This window comes from Citrobacter sp. C1 (genome assembly GCF_014596895.2).
Lineage (GTDB): Bacteria > Pseudomonadota > Gammaproteobacteria > Enterobacterales > Enterobacteriaceae > Citrobacter > Citrobacter gillenii.
Genome location: NZ_CP115035.1, coordinates 4,135,871 through 4,155,812 on the forward strand (window position 1 = coordinate 4,135,871; position 19,942 = coordinate 4,155,812).

The window sequence follows — 19,942 nt, forward strand, 5'->3', positions numbered from 1 at the left end:
ACCAGGTGTGTTGTGAGGATTTAAGCATGCTCGTCTATTGGCTGGATATTGTCGGTACCGCGGTATTTGCTATCTCTGGCGTATTACTGGCCGGGAAATTACGTATGGATCCGTTCGGCGTTCTGGTCCTCGGGGTGGTTACCGCAGTCGGTGGCGGCACGATCCGCGATATGGCCCTGGATCATGGGCCGGTATTCTGGGTTAAAGATCCTACCGATCTGGTGGTTGCCATGATCACCAGTATGCTAACGATCGTATTGGTACGCCAGCCCAGACGTTTGCCTAAATGGATCCTTCCGGTGCTGGACGCCGTGGGTCTGGCGGTGTTCGTCGGCATTGGCGTCAATAAGGCGTTTCTCGCCGAAACCGGTCCGCTAGTGGCGATTTGTATGGGGGTCATTACCGGCGTCGGCGGTGGGATCATACGCGACGTGTTGGCCCGTGAAGTGCCGATGATATTACGTACAGAAATTTATGCCACGGCCTGCATTATCGGCGGCATTGTTCACGCAACCGCGTTTTATACTTTCGCAATACCGCTGGAAAACGCCAGTATGATGGGGATGGTTGTCACGCTGGTTATTCGACTGGCCGCTATTCGCTGGCACTTAAAGCTACCGACATTTGCGCTGGATGATAACGGACGTTGATGTAACGATGCAGAACATGTAGGCCGGATAAGGCGTTTACGCCGCCATCCGGCACATTGCCCGGTAGCGCTACGCTTACCGGGCCTACACCATCAGACCATCGGTATTGCAGACAGCAATCAGATGCTGAAAGAAGAACCACACCCGCAGGTGCTTTTGGCGTTAGGGTTAGTCACCACGAAGCGGGAACCTTCCAGACCTTCGGTATAGTCAACCGCGCCGCCCACCAGATACTGCAGGCTCATCGGGTCAACCACCAGGCCAACGCCCTGTTTCTCAATAGTCATATCGCCATCATTCACCTGATCATCAAAGGTGAAACCATACTGGAAACCGCTGCAACCACCGCCGGTGATATATACGCGCAATTTCAGATTCGGGTTATCTTCGTCAGCGATCAGGCTTTTTACTTTATTGGCTGCTGCTTCAGTAAATTGCAGTGGCAGCGCTACATCATCACTCATATTTTGCTCCAAACGACATTGGCAATTGGGCAAATTATAACCCAATAGTTAAGGCCATTATCTAATACCCTGGTATTTCGTTCAAGTATTCTCGCCAGCGGCTGTACTCTGGCTTTTCGCCGCCTGCTCCGCTTCCTGTTTTGCCAGCGTACGGGCAAGGATAGTCGAGTATAGCGGCTTTCCGCCCATAAATTGGGCTAATAGTGTTGCGCCAAGACAGGTAATAATCATTGGCAAAATGAGCTGATAGTTATCGGTCATCTCCAGCACCAGCACGATGCCGGTGAGTGGCGCACGTACCGACGCCGCCAACAACGCCCCCATTCCGGCAATGGCAAACGTCCCAGCCTCCAGATGATACTGCGGAAATGAGGCCGCGGCCGCCATGCCGAACGCGGTACCGAGCAGTGTCCCCAGCGCCAGCATCGGGGCAAAAATCCCGCCCGGCGCACCGGATGAGAAGCACAGCAGCGTGGTGATAACCCGGGCAATAAAAATAAACAGCAGGATACCGACGCTGAAATTGCCCGCGGCGGCGATTGGGATCAGGTTGAACCCACCGCCTGCGGCTTCCGGTTTAATTAAGCCCAGGATCCCACACAGGCCGCCGATCGCCCCGCCCATCAGCACCCATTTTTTAATGTCACCACCGTGGAACCGCTGAAACATATCCTGAGTGCGTAACACCAGGGTATTGAACAACGGTCCGACACAGCCAAAAATAATCCCAAGGATCAGATACAGCCACAGGGTATTCACCGGCGCATTGGAGAGCTTTCCAACTTCAATAATCGGGGCCTCGCCGTTGAAAATACGAAACACAATGCTCGACATGATAACGCCGGTAAACACGGCTTTGATCGACACAAGGTTATAGCGAAACTGCGGACGCATCTCTTCCAGAATGAACAGGATGCCGGCCAGCGGCGCATTAAACGCCGCCGAAAGACCGGCAGCCGCACCGGTTGCCAGCAGGGTATGCCGCGCTTCAGCGCTGCGCATACGAAAGACATCCAGCACCATGCGCCCGATGTTACCGCCAATTTGCACCGTCGGCCCTTCACGACCGAGCACCATACCGGCCCCCAACGTCCCCATGCCGCCGACAAATTTTACCGGCAATACACGCCACCAGCGCACCGGGCGCAGCTCTTCCAGTGCGCCTTCAATTTCAGGGATCCCCGAACCACCGGCCTCGGGTGCAAATTTACGCACCAGAAAATAGCCCACCATGGCCAGCAGCGCCGAGAGAATAAAGGCCAGCGGCCATACCAGAATGGCATGATCGGCAACCTGTACCAGTGCGCCAATGCGCAGGTTCTGTACCCAGGTGACAGATTTCTCAAACGCCACGCCCACCAGCCCGGTCACGGTGCCAACCACGGCCGCCATAAAGAGGATCGCGAGCGGTGTCTTGTCCCGATCAAGGAGTCGACGGATCTGATCCCTGCGCCGTAAACGCACAATTTGCTGTGCTTCAAAAGAGGGAGAGTCTGTTTTCATCGGATGATCATTAATTGGTAATACAAATACGGAGTCGGCATTCTACTCGCTCATTTTGTGAAAATCCCCTGCAAATCGTATTGTTTCCAATGCACAAAACTTTCATAACCTTCACTGAATAACTAGAATAGCCCGCATTCACTTTTTCTACGAACCAGGACCCCATCCATGAGTAAGTCTGAGAACCTCTACAGCGCAGCACGCGAACTGATCCCCGGCGGCGTTAACTCCCCTGTTCGCGCCTTTACCGGCGTGGGTGGTACTCCGCTGTTTATCGAAAAAGCAGACGGCGCGTATCTGTATGACGTCGATGGTAAAGCCTACATCGATTACGTCGGATCCTGGGGCCCGATGGTGCTGGGTCATAACCACCCGGCGATCCGCAATGCAGTGATCGAAGCCGCCGAGCGCGGTCTGAGCTTTGGTGCACCGACTGAGATGGAAGTCAAAATGGCGGCGCTGGTTACCGAGCTTGTGCCCACCATGGACATGGTGCGTATGGTCAACTCCGGTACCGAAGCAACGATGAGCGCCATCCGTCTGGCGCGTGGCTTCACCGGGCGCGATAAAATCATCAAATTTGAAGGCTGCTATCACGGTCATGCTGACTGCTTGCTGGTAAAAGCAGGTTCCGGTGCGCTGACGCTGGGCCAGCCGAACTCACCGGGCGTTCCGGCAGATTTTGCCAAGCACACCCTGACCTGTACCTATAACGATCTGTCCTCGGTGCGGGCGGCATTCGAGCAGTATCCGCAGGACATTGCCTGTATTATCGTTGAACCGGTCGCGGGCAACATGAACTGCATCCCACCGCTGCCGGAATTCCTGCCTGGCCTGCGCGCTCTGTGCGACGAGTTCGGTGCGCTGTTTATCATCGACGAAGTGATGACCGGTTTCCGCGTCGCGCTGGCTGGCGCGCAGGATTACTACGGCGTAGTGCCTGACCTGACCTGTCTGGGCAAAATCATCGGTGGTGGCATGCCTGTTGGTGCATTCGGCGGGCGTCGTGATGTGATGGACGCACTGGCGCCAACCGGCCCGGTTTACCAGGCGGGAACGCTGTCCGGTAACCCGATAGCCATGGCAGCAGGATTCGCCTGTCTGAACGAAGTTGCTCAGCCGGGAATTCATGAGACCTTAGATGACCTCACCACGCGTCTGGCAGAAGGTCTGCTGGAAGCCGCTCAGGAAGCCAATATTCCGCTGGTGGTGAACCATGTGGGCGGGATGTTCGGGATTTTCTTCACCGATGCCGAAACCGTGACCTGCTATCAGGACGTGATGGCATGTGACGTTGAGCGCTTCAAGCGCTTCTTCCACATGATGCTGGATGAAGGTGTTTATCTGGCACCGTCCGCGTTTGAAGCGGGCTTTATGTCCGTGGCGCACAGCATGGAAGATATCAATAACACTGTCGACGCCGCGCGCCGGGTGTTTGCGAAGCTGTAAAAGAGAACGTCCAGAAACAACGTAGGCCGGGTAAGGCGAAGCCGCCACCCGGCTTTTTTATTGCCGGATGGCGACGCAAAGCGTCTTATCCGGCCTACATGAAAGGGGTCCGTCCATAGGCCGCCATCCGGCAAACTCAGCGACTCTGCTTTCTCAACAAATAGATAAAGTACGGCGCACCAATAAACGTCGACAGTAATCCCGCCGGGATCTGATACGGAAACAGCACCATTCGCCCGCACCAGTCGGCAAACACCAGCAACACGCCTCCCGCCAGCGCCGAGATGACCATATGCGGCATCGTGCGCCGGAAACCTAACATCCGCGCAATATGCGGCGCCATAAGCCCAACAAAGCTCAGCGGCCCGATGGTCATGGTGGCTGTCGCCGTCAGACCCGCAGCCAACATCAGTAACGCCACGCGCGACGGCGTCAATGCGATACCCACCGCCCGCGCAGTTTCTCCGCCCAGCGGTAAAATCGTTAACCAGCGACGGCACAGCGGCGTAACCGCCAGCAGAATCACCATCACGATCCCGGTCCGTAGCACCTGTTCGCCAGTGGCGTTGTAGGTCGAGCCGGAGATCCAGGTCAGCACGCTTGCCATCCGCGGATCGCCGCTGGCCTGCAACATCATCAGCAGCATCGTGAACGCGGTGCTGAGCGCCATCCCCGCCAGCAGCATGCGTTGCGGCGAGAAGCCGCCGCGCCCGGCGGCAATCATAATAATCAGCAGCGTTACCGCCGCCCCGAGACTTCCGGCGGGCAGCAGCCAGCCAAACGCATCACCCGGTACGAGGAACAGCATCAACACCACGCCAAACGCGGCACCGGAGCTAATCCCAAGGACTTCCGGACTGGCCATCGGGTTACCGGTCAGGCGCTGAATAATACAGCCCGCCACCGCCAGCATCACCCCGGCAATCATCGCCGCCAGAATACGCGGCCAGCGCCAAGGCATCAGTTCATCCAGCATTGCGCCGCTGGCCCAGGTCCAACCGTGGGCATCACGACCAAACGAGAGCGCCACGACGGCAGTCAGTAGCAATATCGCCCCACCCGCCAGCGCGAACATCAGCACGTTCTGACGTTCTGCTGCCACATGGTTATTGGCATTCATATCCGGCGCGCTCATGCTGCGCAGGCGCGGCAGCAGCCACAGCAGCAGCGGCGCACCAATCAACGCGGTCACCGAACCGGTGGAGACTTCCATCCACACGCGGGTCAACCACAGAATAATTTGATCGGAAAGCCAGAGGATCAGGGCCCCAATCAGCGGGGCCAGCATCAGGCGCGCCAGCAAACGCCGTGCGCCGAGCATTTTCGCCAGCAGCGGGGCAAACAGGCCGATAAAGCCGATAATCCCCACCGCGTTAACCAGCAAGGCACTGAGCACAATCGCCAGCGTTAACGCCGCCAAACGCGCCAGCGACAGCGCCAGCCCGAGATTACGCGCTACCCCGTCATCCAGTCCCATCAGCGTCATTGGACGCAGTAACAGCAGGGTCAGCATCACGCCACCCAGCAGCTGTGGCCACAGACGCTGCACGCCGTTCCAGTCGGTTTGGGTGAGCGTCCCGCTGCTCCACATAAACATGCTTTGCAGCTGATCGTGATGGAAGAGGACCATCAGCTGGTTAATCGCACCGCAGTACAGGCTGACCACCAGACCAGCAAGGATCAGCGTCACAGGTGACAAACGCTTGCCCCAGGCAACGCCAAACACCAGCGCCCCGACGATACACGCTCCGGCCAGCGCCGCGAATTGCGTGGTCAACGCGCCGGGAATGGCCCACAGCGTGGTGACCGTAATGCCCAGTTGCGCACCGGTTGCCACACCCAGCGTGGTCGGCTCCGCCAGCGGGTTACGTAACACCTGCTGAAACAGCACGCCAACCAGGCCCAATCCGGCACCGACCAGTAACGCAATCGCCAGTCGTGGCAGCAGGCTGTAATGGAAAACCATCTGTTCGATGGCGTCGATATTCGGTGACCAGATAGCCTGCTGCCACTGGTCACGCGGCAGGGCAATGGAGAAATTAATCCAGGTCAGCCAGATCGCAACAATAAACAGCGCCACCAGCAGCAACGCCGGATGGCGGCTTCGTCTTATCCAGCCAACAACGCGCCCGAACCGTAGGCCGGATAAGGCGCTTTTAGCGTCGCCATCCGGCATTTCAAGTTTCCTGCTCACGCTTTGCCTCCCAGCGCAGTGTCTAGAATGCGGGCAAAATGCATCGCCGACAGCGTGGCGCCATAAAACCAGACCGCGGGTACCCGCTGAAAGCGACCGGCGCGAACAAACGGCATCGCCTGCCACAGCGGCGTGGACATCAGCGCGTCCATTTCTTTATCGTTACCATGATCGAAGCACAGCACATCAACATCTTTATACGCGGCAAGCCGGTCAATCCCCACGGCAGTGCTGCCCCAGAAGTTGGTTTCTCCCTGCCAGGCGTTAGGGATCCCGTATTCGTCCAGCACGTCCTGGAACAAACTGTTCGGGCCAAATACCAGCATATGCCGCGAATCAAGCAGGGATGCCAGGAGCACGGGACGCGCGCCGCGGTGAATAAAGCGCGGTTTCAGGCTGGCAATCACGGTATCGTATTGCGCCAGATGACGTTCAGCAGCCGTTTGCAGATTCAGCAGTTGCGCCATCTCCTGCAACGACTGGCGAGCGACCGCCAGCGGTTTTTTGCCGTCGCTGAAGCTAAATCCGCGACCCGGCGCAATGCGCGCCAGTTTTTCTGGCGCGGGGCCATAGCCTGCCGACCAGACCATAAACGAGGGTTTCATTTCGGTCAGCAGTTCGAGATTGGGTTCTGTGCGTAACCCGACGTCAATCACCGAGTCCGGCAACGGGGGTTGATTGACCCACAGCCTGTAGTTAGGAACATCGGCTACGCCATAGGGAGTGATTCCCAGCGCCAGCAACAGTTCTACCGGCAACCATTCCAGTGCCACAATACGTTTTGGATCAACCGCCGCCGCATGCGCCGAATTCATCTGCCAGAGCAGCGGTGACAACGCCATCGCCGTTAATAAACGTCGACGGGTGATATGATGTAATCCTACCATTAATAGACAAAACTCACGGGTGCGGCACCGCCCGGATGCGGCAAAATGCCCATCGGGATGCCATAAATCAGTTCCAGGGTTTCACTGCGCATCAGCTCCGCGGGCGTTCCCTGAGCAATCATTTCGCCACCGCGTAGCGCCACCAGATAATCGCAGTAACGGGCCGCCATATTGATATCATGCAGTACGGCGATCACCGTCAGTCCGCGCTGCTGGCTTAAGCGGTGCACCAGCGCCAGTACATCAACCTGATGCGCGATATCCAGCGCCGAAGTCGGTTCGTCAAGCAGCAGGCAGCGACTGTCCTGCGCCACCAGCATGGCGATCCACGCGCGCTGACGCTCGCCGCCTGACAGGCTATCAACCAGTCGATGCGCCAGCGGCTTTAACCCCACAAGCGTGATCGCCTCTTCCACTTTTTCTCTGTCAGCCACGCCAAAGCGTCCCAACGCGCCGTGCCACGGATAGCGACCAATCGCCACCAGTTCACGCACCGTCATCCCTTCCGCCTGCGGCAACTGTTGCGGTAAATAGGCGACCTTACGGGCAAATGCTTTACTGTTCCAGCTCTCCAGCGGTTGCTCGTCGAGCAGAATTTCGCCGTCTGAAGGCGGCTGATGACGTCCGAGCATTTTCAATAAGGTTGATTTACCGGAGCCGTTATGACCGATAAGACCGGTCACTTTTCCCACGGGAAACGTTAACGAGAGGGGATGTAAAAGCGTGCGGCCAGGCACACGAAAGGAGACGTTACTTAACGCAAAAGTGGTGTCGGGATGGGATCTGTTTTCCTGCATAGCGGCCAACTTGTAAAACGGGCACGCAAAGCGTGCCCAAAGAGAAATTAGAAACGGAAGGTTGCAGTTGCAACGACCTGACGTTCCGCGCCCCAGTAGCACGCGTATTCGCTATAGCAACTGGAAACGTATTCACGATTAAACAGGTTATTGACGTTAACCGCAACGCTGGACCCCGCCATGCCGAAACGGGCCAGATCGTATTTGACCATGGCATCAGCAACGGTATAACCACCGACGTTAAACGCGTCATTTTTCTTCGCTGCGTCGTTTTTATAGTAGCTCACCGTTGAACCGGTGTAACGCACACCTGCGCCAACGGTCAGACCGCTCAGGGCAGTGTCATAGAACGTGTAGTCGGTCCACAACGATGCCTGATTACGCGGAACTTCTGCCGGGCGTTTACCTTTGAAGATAGTGTCCTCAGTATATTCCGCATCCGTGTAGCTATATGCCGCCGTGACGTTGATATTGGCATTGACTGCTGCTTTGGCTTCCAGCTCAATACCGCGTGAGCGAATTTCACCACTCTGAACGCTATACAACCCGGTTGGATCGTTCGGATCTGATGTCAGGTTTTTATTTTTCGTCAGTTGATACACCGCTGCCGTCAGCACGACCGGCATATCCTTCGGTACATACTTCACACCGGCTTCGTACTGCTTACCGCGTGAAGGATCGAACGGTTTCCCTTCTTTCGTTGCACCGGAGGTCGGCTCGAAAGATTCGCTGTAACTGAAATACGGTGAAATACCGTTGTCAAACAGGTAGTTAATGCCACCACGCCAAGTAAACTGCTGATCGTTCACTTCTGCCAGAGAATTACTGGAGCGGGTCAACGTAGAGGTTTTCGCAAAATCGTAGCGACCACCGAGCGTCAGCACCCACTTATCCCATTCCATCTGGTCCTGGGCATAAAGTCCGGTCTGCTCCATGCGGTTGAGCACAGCGTATTTCGCATACGGCCCACTCACATCGATATTCGGATTGCCATACTGTGGATCCTGCATATCCAGCGGATCGGCAGAACCATACAGAGCATTCACATCGTTACGCATACGTGAGTAATCAACGCCTGTCAGCAGGGTATGATCAACATCACCGGTCGCAAAAGCAGACTGCAATTGGGTATCAACGGTGAACGCGTTGAGATCTTCGTCAGAACGCACGTATTGGCGGTTAATCTTGCCCGGTGCACTGTAACCGTAGCCATAAACAGAACGATAAAGCGTTTTCACCTGGTCATAACGCAGATTCTGGCGCACGGTGAAGGTATCGTTGAACGCATGCGAGAAGTTATAGCCCACCATCTGCTGGCGGCGCGCCATCTTGTTATCTTCTTCACCTTCGTTGAAATCGGTCGGCAGTTTGTGCGGATTGCCATTCGCGTCGTAATACGGAACGAGTGTACCTTCACGCGGCAGCCAGCCATAGTATCCTGCGTACGGATCGTTCTGGAAGTTGCTCAGGAAAGTGAAATCGGTTTTGTCATCAGGACGCCAGCTAAACGCAGGTGCAATCGCGTAACGCGTTGATTTTGACATCTCTTGCTGAGAGTCCTGACTATTCCCTAACCCCGTCAGGCGGTATGACCACACGCCGTCATCATCGATAGCATCGCTAAAGTCGAACCCGGTTTGCCAGAGGTTGTTAGTCCCCATCTTAAACTGAACTTCTTTCAGTGGCTCTGTGGTCGGACGCTTGCTCACCATGCTGACAATACCGCCAGGGTTGCTATTACCGTACAGCACTGATGTTGGCCCGCGCATCACTTCTACGCGTTCCAGGAAATATGGGTCCATCGACACTTCAGAATAGTTATTGCCCTGAAGTTTCATACCATCCAGATATTGGTTGGTATTGACGGTGGTAGGCGCGGTGAAACCACGAATCGTCACCACATCATAGGTGGTGGAACTACCACGCGTAGCAAAAACGCCGGGGGTGTAAGCAATCGCTTGTTTCACGGAAGCCGGCTGTTTGGTATCCATCTCTTCACGCGTCACGACCGAAACAGACTGTGGGGTCTTTTCGATAGGCGTATCAGTCTTGGTTGCCGTGGCGGAACGCTTGGCAGCGATGGTTGGAGCAGGTCCCCATGCGCTTTCTTGTGCGGCGGGTGCTGCGGTGACAGTGATGGTTTCTTCTTTTGGTTCAACCGCCGCCTGTGCATAGACAGACATGCCGCTAACCGCTGTGGCTACCAGCACTGCCATTTTACGCAGCGAGGAATTTGGCTGAGCAGTTTTATAACGCGCCATTGGTATATCTCTGATGAAAGTGAATGATAACGTAAACGAGAATTATTATTATAACGGCAGCATAATATTCGAAACGCTGGCGAGATAGCAAGCGATACACATCCCTACTAAAACTGAGGGGTCAAGAAATAACCAGATGAAAAGAAAGGGTTAATGAATTACGCTGAAATGTTGTTTGGTCGGGGTCTGAGATGAGAAAAGAAAAACCCGCCGAAGCGGGTTTTGGGAGAGATTAGTTACTGCCAAACATATCTTTGATCCAGCCTGCGACACCGTCGCCGTCTTTCTTCTCTTGCTGCGGCGGTTGTTGCTGTTGCTGCTGTTGAGGCTGCTGCGGCGGCGTTGACTGATCAAACGGATTGCCAGACTGTTGCAGCATCTCACCTTGCTGACACAGCGAATCCGGATCGCTGGTCCACACCGGGAGCGTACGCATCCCGCCGCTGCACACGAAGTTGCCGTCGTAATCCACGCCCATGTCGACAATATCTTCCGGCGGCGTCAGCGTTAACGGCGTTGGCGTCTGGTTTGCCAGATAGCGCTGGTAAATCGACATCGCCCCGCTCGCACCGTACAACTTGGTAGGCTGGTTGTTATCGCGACCCACCCAGGTAATGGTCACCTGACTGCCGTCAATACCGGCGAACCAGGTATCAACGTTGTTGTTGGTGGTCCCGGTTTTCCCCGCCAGATGCAGCCCCGGATACTTCGCGCCAAGCTGACGGCCGGTACCGCGTTGCACCACCTGCTGCATGGTCCACAGCGTCATGTACGCGGCCTGTGCTGGCACAGCGCGTTCGGCCTGCGGGAAGCTTTGATACAACACCGTACCGTCTTCGGCAATTACCGAGCGCAACGCTGATAACGGCGCGCGGTTACCGCCGCTGGCGATGGTCTGGAACGCCTGCGCCACTTCAATTGGCGTCAGGTTCAATGCCCCCAGCAGCATAGCTGGCACCGGGTGCAGCTGATCTTTCGGCGCGCCCAGTTTTTCCCAGGTCTCGGTGACCGCTGGCAGCCCCAGCGCCATGCCCAGATTGACGGTCGGCACGTTCATGGAACGGGTTAACGCATCCACCAGCATCACTTTACCGCTTTCGCTGTAGCGACGGTCATCGTTCTGCGGGGACCACACCTGACCGTTTGGCTGACGCAGCGCAATCGGCGCATCGGCAATCCAGGTATTGAGGCGGTACAGCTTCGGCTGGCTCAGGGCGGTCAGATAGGTCGCGGGCTTCGCCAGAGAACCAATTGAACGACGCGCCTGCATAGCACGGTTGTAGCCTGCGAACTGCGGCTCCGACCCACCGACCATGGCGCGAACCTCACCACTAAAGCGGTCCACTACCACAATCGCCGTTTCCAGATCGCTTAGCTTACGCTGTTTCTTCAGCACCGGAATGCCTTCCACCGCCGCTTTTTCTGCGGCGTCCTGCGCCACGGAATCAAAGGTGGTGAAAATCTTCACGCCGGAAAGATCTTTAACTTTGTCGCCCAGCTTCGCCTGTAGCTCCTGACGCACCATCTGCATAAACGCGGGCTGTGGAGAGATCACCCCACCGCGCGGCTGCACGCCTAGCGGACGCGCGCTCAGCATTTCATACAGTTCCTGGTCGATAATCTGCTGCTGTTGCAGAAGACGCAGCACCAGGTTACGTCGCTCCAGCGCCAGTTTCGGGTTACGCCACGGGTTGTAGATCGACGCCCCTTTCACCATCCCCACCAACAGCGCCTGCTGATCGAGGCTCAACTCTTCAACCGGACGGCCAAAGTAATACAGGCTCGCCAGCGGGAAGCCGCGGATCTCGTTGTCGCCGCTCTGGCCGAGATAGACTTCGTTCATGTACAGCTCAAGGATCCTGTCCTTACTGTAACGGGCATCCATCAACACGGCCATGTACGCTTCGTTGGCTTTACGCCAGTAAGAACGTTCGCTGGAGAGGAACAGGTTTTTCACCAGCTGCTGGGTCAGCGTACTGGCGCCCTGCACCGTGCGACCTGCCGTCAGGTTCGCCAGCACCGCACGACCAATGGAATACAGGCTAATGCCGTCATGCTCGTAGAAATGACGATCTTCGGTTGCCAGCAGCGTGTCCACCAGCAGATCCGGGAAACCGCTACGCGCCACGAACAGACGCTGCTCGCCATTTGCCGAAGAGAGCATGGTGATCAGGCGTGGATCGAGACGGAAGAAACCGAACTGACGGTTGTTATCCAGATTCTCGATGGTGTCCAGATGATCGCCGTCAAAGGTCAGACGCGCACGCACCTGCCCTTCTTTACTGTCCGGGAAGTCAAACGGACGACGGATCATCTCAATGCTGTTCGCCTGCACGGTAAACTCACCGGGCCGCGTCATCTTCGAGACCTGACGATACTGCGTAGCCTCCAGCAGCTTCACCATCTCTTTTTTGCCGATGGGCATTTCTGGCTCGAGGTTAACCATCCGGCCATACACGGCCGCAGGCAGCTGCCAGACTTTGCCATCAATACGGCTACGGATTTTTTGATCCAGATAGACGCCGTAAATGGCAATCAGCACCAAAAAGACAATCGACAGTTTTACCAGCAGCCAGAACCAGCCGCGTTTACCACGAGGCTTACGCCCTTTGCCTTTACCTTTACGCGGCATCGGTTCTTCATCCTCATAGTCATCATCATAATCGTCGTCATACTCATCATCTCTGAGCTGACGACGGCTCACCTTTTGTTTCGCCGGACGCGTCGGTTTCCCTTTACGTCCAATTGGCTCGCGGTCATTCCCCGCCATGCTTTTTCTCCGCAACATTCAGGCGCAAAGACCTGATTCTCTGTTCTTCCGTCAAGCGACAGAAGAAGAAATCTCTCAATTTTTTTGCCTGATGGCGCTTCGCTTATCAGGCCTACCACTACAACTCATGAATACTTTTTGGTGCGCCGCGTCGGCGCGGTATTCGCCGGGTCGTCTGGCCAGACATGTTTGGGATAACGCCCTTTCATCTCTTTTTGCACCTCACGGTACGCCCCCTGCCAGAACGCGCTCAAATCACGGGTGATTTGCAGCGGTCGCTGCGCCGGGGAGAGCAGTTCCAGCACCAGCGGGACGCGCCCCTGTGCGAGGGTCGGCGTATTGGCCTCGCCAAACATTTCCTGCATCCTGACCGCCAGCGCCGGTGGGTTATCCTCGTGATAGCGAATGGCTATCCGGCTTCCCGTCGGCACAGTGTAATGTGTGGGCAATTCACTATCCAGACGTTGCAGCATTGACCAGTCCAGTAATCCGCGCAATGCCTGGCCCACATTTACTGCTTTAAGCGCGCGTAAAGCGTGCACTCCGCTCATATGCGGCAGCAGCCAACTCTCCAGCGTCGCCAGCAACGACGCGTCGTCCATGGCAGGCCAGTCGTATTCCGGTAGCCATTTTGCCGCACATTGCAGACGCAGTCGGAACTGCTCTGCTTCCGGCGTCCAGTTGAGCACACTTAGCCCTTTATCGCGAATACCATTCAGCATCGCCTGATGCAGTTCCTCTTCCGAGGGTTTGGCCAGCGGCTGCACTTTTAGCGTCAACTGACCTACCTGCGTGCGGCGCAATGCCTTTAGTGTCCCCTGATTTTCATCCCATTCGATAGTGTCGGACTGCTGCAGCAACTCAGGAGATGATTGTATCAGCGCATCGATATCCAGCGGCAGGGCCAGCAAAATACGCGCATCCGGCGAGGCGCTGCCTTGCAGCAATAAAGGCGCAATAATCCATTCATGACGCCCTGATGCGTCGTCGGCATCCAGCATCGCCCCCATCCCGTTAGCCAGCTGATACCGCCCCTCCTGACCACGACGTCGGGCAATGCGATCGGCGAAAGCCGAAGCCAGTAACGGGGCGATCAGCGCGCTATCAGACTGCCCACCTCGAATGTTCAGGCGCTTCAGCAATTGCTGGCTACGCTGCTGCCAATTCGGCTGATTGTGTGAAAACGCCACCGTCAGATCGGTACTGCCACCGCGCGGGGGCTCTTCGAGAATCGCCGCCAGTTTTGCTGCCGTTGCCGCTTCGTTGTCATCTGTGGCACGGACCAGCATCGCCGCCAGACGCGGATCGTTGCCGAGCGCCGCCATTTTCTGCCCCGCCGCACTGAGCCTGTCGCCCTCAAGTGCGCCCAGCATGTGCAGCAGCCGTTTTGCCGCCTGCAAATTGACCGTCGGCGGCCTATCCAGCCAGCTTAACTGCGCTGGGTCAGTGCATCCCCATTGCAGCAACTCCATTAGCAAGCCGGACAAGTCGCTTTGCAGCATCTCCGGCTCGCCCTGCGCCGCCGCTCTTTCGGCCTGCTCTTTCGCCAGCAGATGCAGGCAAATACCGGGTTCCAGACGGCCTGCTCGCCCGGCTCGCTGGGTCATCGACGCCTGGCTAATACGCTGGGTAATCAGGCGCGTCAAACCGGTGCGCGGGTCGTAACGCGCCACGCGCTCCTGCGCACAGTCCACCACCAGCCGGATACCTTCGATAGTTAAACTGGTCTCGGCAATATTGGTGGACAGCACCACTTTGCGCGAGCCTGGCGGCGCGGGCAAAATCGCCTGACGCTGTTCGGTAAGCGATAACGCACCGTATAGCGGGCAAAGCAGAACATCATTACCTACGCGCGAGGTCAGCTGTTCCTGCACTCGCTGAATCTCCCCCACGCCCGGTAAAAAAAGCAGCAACGAGCCGCTTTCCTGGCGTAATAGCTCCGCCGTTGCCACCGCCACGGCTTCATCAAAGCGCTGATGCGCCGCCAGCGGCTGATAGCGTCGTTCTACGGGAAAGGCGCGGCCTTCAGAGACAATCGTCGGCGCATCGGGCAACAGCTGCTGCAAACGCCCGTTATCCAACGTTGCCGACATGATCAGCAGTTTTAAATCATCCCGCAGCCCTTGCTGTACATCCAGCAATAGCGCCAGCGCCAGGTCAGCCTGCAAGCTGCGCTCATGAAATTCGTCGAGGATCACAAGGCTAACGCCGTTTAGCTCGGGATCGCGTTGGATCATGCGCGTGAGCACACCTTCTGTTACCACTTCGAGCCGGGTATGCGGTCCAACGCAGTGTTGAGCACGCATGCGGTAGCCCACGGTCTCACCGGGTTTTTCGTTCAGCAACTCGGCCAGACGCTGCGCCACGTTGCGGGCCGCCAGACGACGCGGCTCCAGCAGAATAATCCGCCCCTGAATGCCATTGTGCGCAAGAAGCTGCAACGGCAGCCAGGTCGATTTCCCGGCGCCGGTCGGTGCGGTCAGCAGAACCTGCGGTGAGGTATCAAGGGCGGTAAGCAGTTCAGGCACTACGGCGGCAACGGGCAACGTCGTCACAAATGGCTCCAGAGGGTTAACATTCTTCGCGCTGCATTGTAGCATCGCGTTAATTCATAACCGAGTATCCATCATGTCTGAGCCAAAAAGGCTGTTCTTTGCCATTGAATTGCCAGCCGAGGTTCGGGAGCAGCTTATCCACTGGCGAGCCGCACAGTTCCCGCCTGAAGCGGGTCGCCCCGTCGCGACTGACAATCTGCACCTGACACTGGCCTTTTTAGGCGAGGTCAGCGCTGAGAAGCAGCAGGCGCTGTCACAACTTGCCGGGCGTATTCGCCAGCCGGGTTTTACGCTAACACTGGATGACGCCGGACAATGGCTGCGCTCACGCGTGGTCTGGCTAGGAATGCGCCAGCCACCACGCGGGCTGTTGCAATTGGCGAGTATTCTGCGGGCGCAGGCCGCGCGCAGCGGGTGTTACCAAAGCCCACAGCCGTTTCATCCGCATATCACACTGTTGCGCGATGCCGGCCATGCGGTCACGATCCCGCCGCCGGGTTTTTGCTGGTCATTTCCGGTCACCGAGTTTGCGCTTTACGCCTCTTCATTTGCACGCGGTCGCACACGCTACACGCCACTACAGCGCTGGACGCTTGGCGAAAAATAAAAGGACATTTCCATGGAATTTTCTCCGCCACTTCAGCGCGCGACTTTAATTCAGCGCTACAAGCGTTTTTTAGCGGATGTGATCACACCCGACGGTACAACCTTAACGCTACACTGCCCGAATACCGGCGCGATGACCGGATGCGCTACACCGGGTGACACCGTCTGGTATTCAACATCAGAAAATACTAAACGGAAATACCCGCATACCTGGGAATTAACGCAAACCCAATCCGGTGCGTTTATTTGTGTTAACACCCTGTGGGCTAACAGATTAACGAAAGAAGCTATTCAGAATGCGTTAATTTCAGAACTTTCGAACTACAGCATATTGAAAAGTGAAGTAAAATACGGCGCCGAAGGCAGCCGCATTGATTTTTTGTTACAGGCGGATTCCCGCCCTGACTGCTATATTGAAGTGAAATCAGTCACGTTGGCGGAAAAAAATCAGGGTTATTTTCCCGATGCCATCACTGAACGAGGTCAGAAACATCTTCGGGAATTGATGAGCGTAGCGGCCGAAGGCAAGCGAGCGGTGATATTTTTCGCAGTGCTGCATTCAGCCATTACACATTTTTCACCCGCGCGCCATATCGATGCAAAATATGCGCAATTATTAGTCGAAGCACGGCTTAAGGGGGTAGAAATTCTGGTATATAAAGCGGAACTTTCTGCCCACGGAATGACTCTTAAAGAGCCATTAGCCATTACGTTGTAATGGCATATACAAACGGGTTAATTAGTATTCTGGCCGCGTGCGCAAATACGCTTTTCCTCACAGGGTTGTCAAGTGTAACGTTTAGATAATTGCTATCCGGAAAAGCATCTGCTATTTATAGCGACCTGATTTTTCCCCCGAACATGGGGATCGATAGTGCGTGTTAAGGAGAAGCAACATGCAAGAAGGGCAAAACCGTAAAACATCGTCCCTGAGTATTCTCGCCATCGCTGGGGTGGAGCCGTACCAGGAGAAACCGGGCGAAGAGTATATGAACGAAGCCCAGCTGTCGCACTTCAGGCGTATTCTTGAAGCATGGCGTAATCAACTCAGGGATGAAGTCGATCGCACTGTGACTCATATGCAGGATGAAGCAGCTAACTTCCCCGATCCGGTTGACCGTGCCGCACAGGAAGAAGAGTTCAGCCTTGAGCTGCGTAACCGTGACCGTGAGCGCAAACTGATCAAAAAGATCGAGAAGACGCTGAAGAAAGTAGAAGACGAAGATTTCGGCTACTGCGAATCATGCGGCGTAGAAATTGGTATTCGCCGTCTGGAAGCGCGTCCGACAGCCGATCTGTGCATCGACTGCAAAACGCTGGCTGAGATTCGCGAAAAACAGATGGCAGGTTAATCCTGTCATTTGTACCACGTTGACTACAGGCGGGAGTTTCTCCCGCCTTCTTCTTTTATGCTATCCACCGACATGACTGACAAACGCTATATTGGCCGTTTCGCCCCATCCCCTTCCGGCGAACTGCATTTTGGTTCATTGATTGCCGCTCTCGGCAGCTACCTACAGGCTCGCGCACAGCACGGGATCTGGTGGGTGCGCATTGAAGATATCGATCCCCCTCGTGAAGTTCCCGGTGCTGCAGATACGATTCTGCGTCAGCTGGAACATTACGGACTGCACTGGGATGGCGAGGTACTGTGGCAATCTCAGCGCCATGACGCGTACCGTGAAGCGCTGGCCTGGTTACAAGAGCAGGATCTGAGCTATTACTGCACCTGCACCCGTGCCCGTATTCAGAGTATTGGCGGCATTTACGACGGTCACTGTCGCACATTACGCCACGGACCGGACCACGCGGCGGTGCGTATCAAGCAACGCCACCCGGTCATGCAGTTTAACGACCGACTGCGCGGCGAGATTCAGGCCAACCCTCAGCTTGCTCGGGAAGATTTTGTCATCCACCGACGCGATGGGCTGTTTGCCTATAACCTGGCGGTGGTGGTTGATGACCATTTTCAGGGCGTGACGGAAATCGTGCGTGGCGCGGATCTTATCGAGCCCACAGTGCGCCAAATTTCGCTGTATCAGCAGTTTGGCTGGCCGGTACCGGACTATATTCATCTCCCGCTGGCGCTCAATGAACACGGGGCTAAACTTTCTAAGCAGAATCATGCGCCTGCCCTGCCGCAAGGCGATCCGCGCCCTGTTCTCATCGACGCGTTGCGCTTCCTCGGACAAGACATAGCAATACCGTGGCAAGCGCTAAGCGTGGAAGAATTACTGCAAACTGCGGTGCAAAATTGGGTGCTTACGACGGTGCCGGGTTCAGTGAATGTAAATCCGGCATTCTCAAATGCCTCTTGCTGAGCTATGATTAGCCGCTATTTTTACACAGCAACACTTGTTCTGACTGAAGTTTGACACTACCGAGGTGTACTATTTTTACCCGAGTCGCTAATTTTTGCCGCAAGGTGCTAAGCCGCGAGGAGCGCGAGGCCGAGCTTGCCGTCGCCCGTCCACATATGACGGTAATCCCGCGTGAGCAGCACTCTATCTCCCGCAAAGATATCAGTGAAAATGCCCTGAAGGTAATGTACAGGCTTAATAAGGCTGGATACGAGGCATGGCTGGTCGGCGGGGGCGTACGCGATCTTTTGCTGGGCAAAAAGCCGAAAGACTTTGATGTCACGACCAACGCGACCCCCGATCAGGTTCGGAAACTGTTCCGTAACTGCCGTCTGGTAGGACGTCGTTTCCGTCTGGCCCATGTGATGTTTGGCCCGGAAATTATCGAAGTGGCAACCTTTCGAGGACACCATGAAGGCAGCGAAGCCGACCGTGCAACCTCACAGCGCGGTCAAAATGGTATGCTGCTGCGTGACAACATCTTCGGTTCCATCGAAGAAGATGCGCAACGCCGCGATTTCACCATTAACAGCCTTTACTATAGCGTAGCGGATTTTACCGTTCGCGATTACGTCGGCGGGATGCAGGATCTGGAAGACGGCGTCATTCGCCTGATCGGTAATCCTGAAACTCGCTATCGTGAAGATCCCGTGCGTATGCTACGCGCCGTCCGCTTTGCAGCAAAACTCGACATGCGTATCAGCCCGGAAACCGCCGAGCCGATCCCGCGTCTGGCAACCTTGCTGAACGATATTCCGCCGGCACGCCTGTTTGAAGAAGCTCTCAAACTGTTACAGGCGGGCTACGGCTACGAAACTTATAAGAAACTGCGTGAGTACAGCCTGTTCCAGCCGCTGTTCCCGACCATTACCCGCTATTTCACCGAAGAAGGTGACAGCGCAATGGAACGCATTATTGCCCAGGTACTGAAGAACACCGATACCCGTATCCACAACGATATGCGTGTCAATCCGGCGTTCCTGTTTGCCGCCATGTTCTGGTACCCGCTGCTGGAAGCCGCGCAGAAAATTGCTCAGGAAAGCGGTCTGGCCTACTACGATGCTTTCGCTCTGGCGATGAACGACGTGCTGGACGAAGCGTGCCGCTCGCTGGCGATTCCTAAACGCCTGACATCGCTCACCCGCGATATCTGGCAGCTTCAGTTACGCATGTCCCGTCGTCAGGGAAAACGCGCCTGGAAGCTGATGGAGCATCCGAAATTCCGCGCAGCCTACGATTTACTGGCGCTGCGTGCCGAAGTGGAAAACAACGCCGAACTGCAGCGTCTGGCGCAGTGGTGGGGCGAATTCCAGGTTTCCGCGCCACCAGAGCAAAAAGGCATGCTGAACGAGCTGGATGAAGAGCCAGACGCACGCCGTCGCCATCGTCGTCCGCGTAAACGTGCGCCGCGCCGCGAGGGAAGTGCGTGACCCATCGCGTATACCC

The 19,942-nt window shown here is 56.1% G+C and carries 15 protein-coding genes and 1 pseudogene; 7 read left to right on the top strand and 9 right to left on the bottom strand.

Annotated features, from left to right (window positions below; genetic code table 11):
• Window positions 1-26: 26 nt before the first annotated feature.
• Complete coding sequence (locus IB214_RS19905) at window positions 27-650, top strand: TRIC cation channel family protein (RefSeq protein WP_117342288.1); 624 nt, start codon at window positions 27-29, stop codon at window positions 648-650.
• Window positions 651-769: 119 nt separating this feature from the next.
• Here IB214_RS19905 and erpA read toward each other — a convergent pair whose 3' ends face one another.
• From erpA to clcA, 3 genes and pseudogenes are all read right to left on the bottom strand, one after another.
• A complete protein-coding gene (erpA, locus tag IB214_RS19910; RefSeq protein WP_003018581.1) occupies window positions 770-1,114 on the bottom strand; it encodes an iron-sulfur cluster insertion protein ErpA in 345 nt (114 codons plus the stop codon).
• A pseudogene (gene yadW / locus IB214_RS19915) lies at window positions 1,107-1,172 on the bottom strand (small protein YadW). Before yadW ends, erpA begins: the two are co-directional and overlap by 8 nt.
• 23 nt (window positions 1,173-1,195) lie before the next feature.
• The gene (gene clcA / locus IB214_RS19920; protein WP_115259415.1) at window positions 1,196-2,617 is read right to left on the bottom strand and encodes a H(+)/Cl(-) exchange transporter ClcA; all 1,422 of its coding nucleotides are present in this window, start codon (window positions 2,615-2,617) and stop codon (window positions 1,196-1,198) included.
• Between the two features lie 168 nt (window positions 2,618-2,785).
• On the opposite strand from clcA, the gene hemL reads away from it, so the two are divergent.
• Window positions 2,786-4,066 carry a glutamate-1-semialdehyde 2,1-aminomutase gene (gene hemL, locus IB214_RS19925; RefSeq protein WP_096758253.1) on the top strand — a complete coding sequence of 427 codons (1,281 nt, stop codon included), beginning with the start codon at window positions 2,786-2,788 and terminating at the stop codon, window positions 4,064-4,066.
• A 136-nt stretch (window positions 4,067-4,202) separates the two neighbouring features.
• Here hemL and fhuB read toward each other — a convergent pair whose 3' ends face one another.
• The 6 genes from fhuB to hrpB form a co-directional block, all read right to left on the bottom strand.
• On the bottom strand, window positions 4,203-6,242 hold the full coding sequence (gene fhuB / locus IB214_RS19930; RefSeq protein ID WP_117342289.1) for a Fe(3+)-hydroxamate ABC transporter permease FhuB: 2,040 nt from the start codon (window positions 6,240-6,242) through the stop codon (window positions 4,203-4,205).
• Window positions 6,243-6,256: 14 nt separating this feature from the next.
• The gene (gene fhuD / locus IB214_RS19935; RefSeq protein ID WP_117342290.1) at window positions 6,257-7,147 is read right to left on the bottom strand and encodes a Fe(3+)-hydroxamate ABC transporter substrate-binding protein FhuD; all 891 of its coding nucleotides are present in this window, start codon (window positions 7,145-7,147) and stop codon (window positions 6,257-6,259) included.
• Complete coding sequence (fhuC, locus tag IB214_RS19940) at window positions 7,147-7,944, bottom strand: Fe3+-hydroxamate ABC transporter ATP-binding protein FhuC (protein WP_096758256.1); 798 nt, start codon at window positions 7,942-7,944, stop codon at window positions 7,147-7,149. Before fhuC ends, fhuD begins: the two co-directional genes overlap by 1 nt.
• Window positions 7,945-7,991: 47 nt before the next feature.
• Complete coding sequence (gene fhuA, locus IB214_RS19945) at window positions 7,992-10,205, bottom strand: ferrichrome porin FhuA (RefSeq protein ID WP_115259418.1); 2,214 nt, start codon at window positions 10,203-10,205, stop codon at window positions 7,992-7,994.
• 232 nt (window positions 10,206-10,437) lie between these two features.
• Window positions 10,438-12,975, bottom strand: a complete 2,538-nt coding sequence (gene mrcB / locus IB214_RS19950) for a bifunctional glycosyl transferase/transpeptidase (RefSeq protein ID WP_115259419.1) — start codon at window positions 12,973-12,975, stop codon at window positions 10,438-10,440.
• A gap of 125 nt (window positions 12,976-13,100) precedes the next feature.
• Window positions 13,101-15,530 (bottom strand): ATP-dependent helicase HrpB, encoded by a 2,430-nt coding sequence (gene hrpB, locus IB214_RS19955; protein WP_117342291.1) that lies wholly within the window; start codon window positions 15,528-15,530, stop codon window positions 13,101-13,103.
• A 73-nt stretch (window positions 15,531-15,603) separates the two neighbouring features.
• Here hrpB and thpR point away from each other — a divergent pair, with 73 nt between their 5' ends.
• The 5 genes from thpR to pcnB all read left to right on the top strand — a co-directional run bounded on the left by thpR (window position 15,604) and on the right by pcnB (window position 19,926).
• Window positions 15,604-16,137, top strand: a complete 534-nt coding sequence (thpR, locus tag IB214_RS19960; protein ID WP_117342292.1) for an RNA 2',3'-cyclic phosphodiesterase — start codon at window positions 15,604-15,606, stop codon at window positions 16,135-16,137.
• A 12-nt stretch (window positions 16,138-16,149) separates the two neighbouring features.
• Entirely contained in the window at window positions 16,150-16,854 is a 705-nt protein-coding gene (gene sfsA / locus IB214_RS19965) for a DNA/RNA nuclease SfsA (RefSeq protein ID WP_117342293.1), read from the top strand.
• A gap of 178 nt (window positions 16,855-17,032) precedes the next feature.
• Entirely contained in the window at window positions 17,033-17,488 is a 456-nt protein-coding gene (gene dksA / locus IB214_RS19970) for an RNA polymerase-binding protein DksA (protein WP_003829221.1), read from the top strand.
• Window positions 17,489-17,560: 72 nt separating this feature from the next.
• Window positions 17,561-18,457 carry a tRNA glutamyl-Q(34) synthetase GluQRS gene (gluQRS, locus tag IB214_RS19975; protein WP_117342439.1) on the top strand — a complete coding sequence of 299 codons (897 nt, stop codon included), beginning with the start codon at window positions 17,561-17,563 and terminating at the stop codon, window positions 18,455-18,457.
• A gap of 71 nt (window positions 18,458-18,528) precedes the next feature.
• Complete coding sequence (pcnB, locus tag IB214_RS19980) at window positions 18,529-19,926, top strand: polynucleotide adenylyltransferase PcnB (RefSeq protein ID WP_207119307.1); 1,398 nt, start codon at window positions 18,529-18,531, stop codon at window positions 19,924-19,926.
• Window positions 19,927-19,942: the final 16 nt, after the last annotated feature.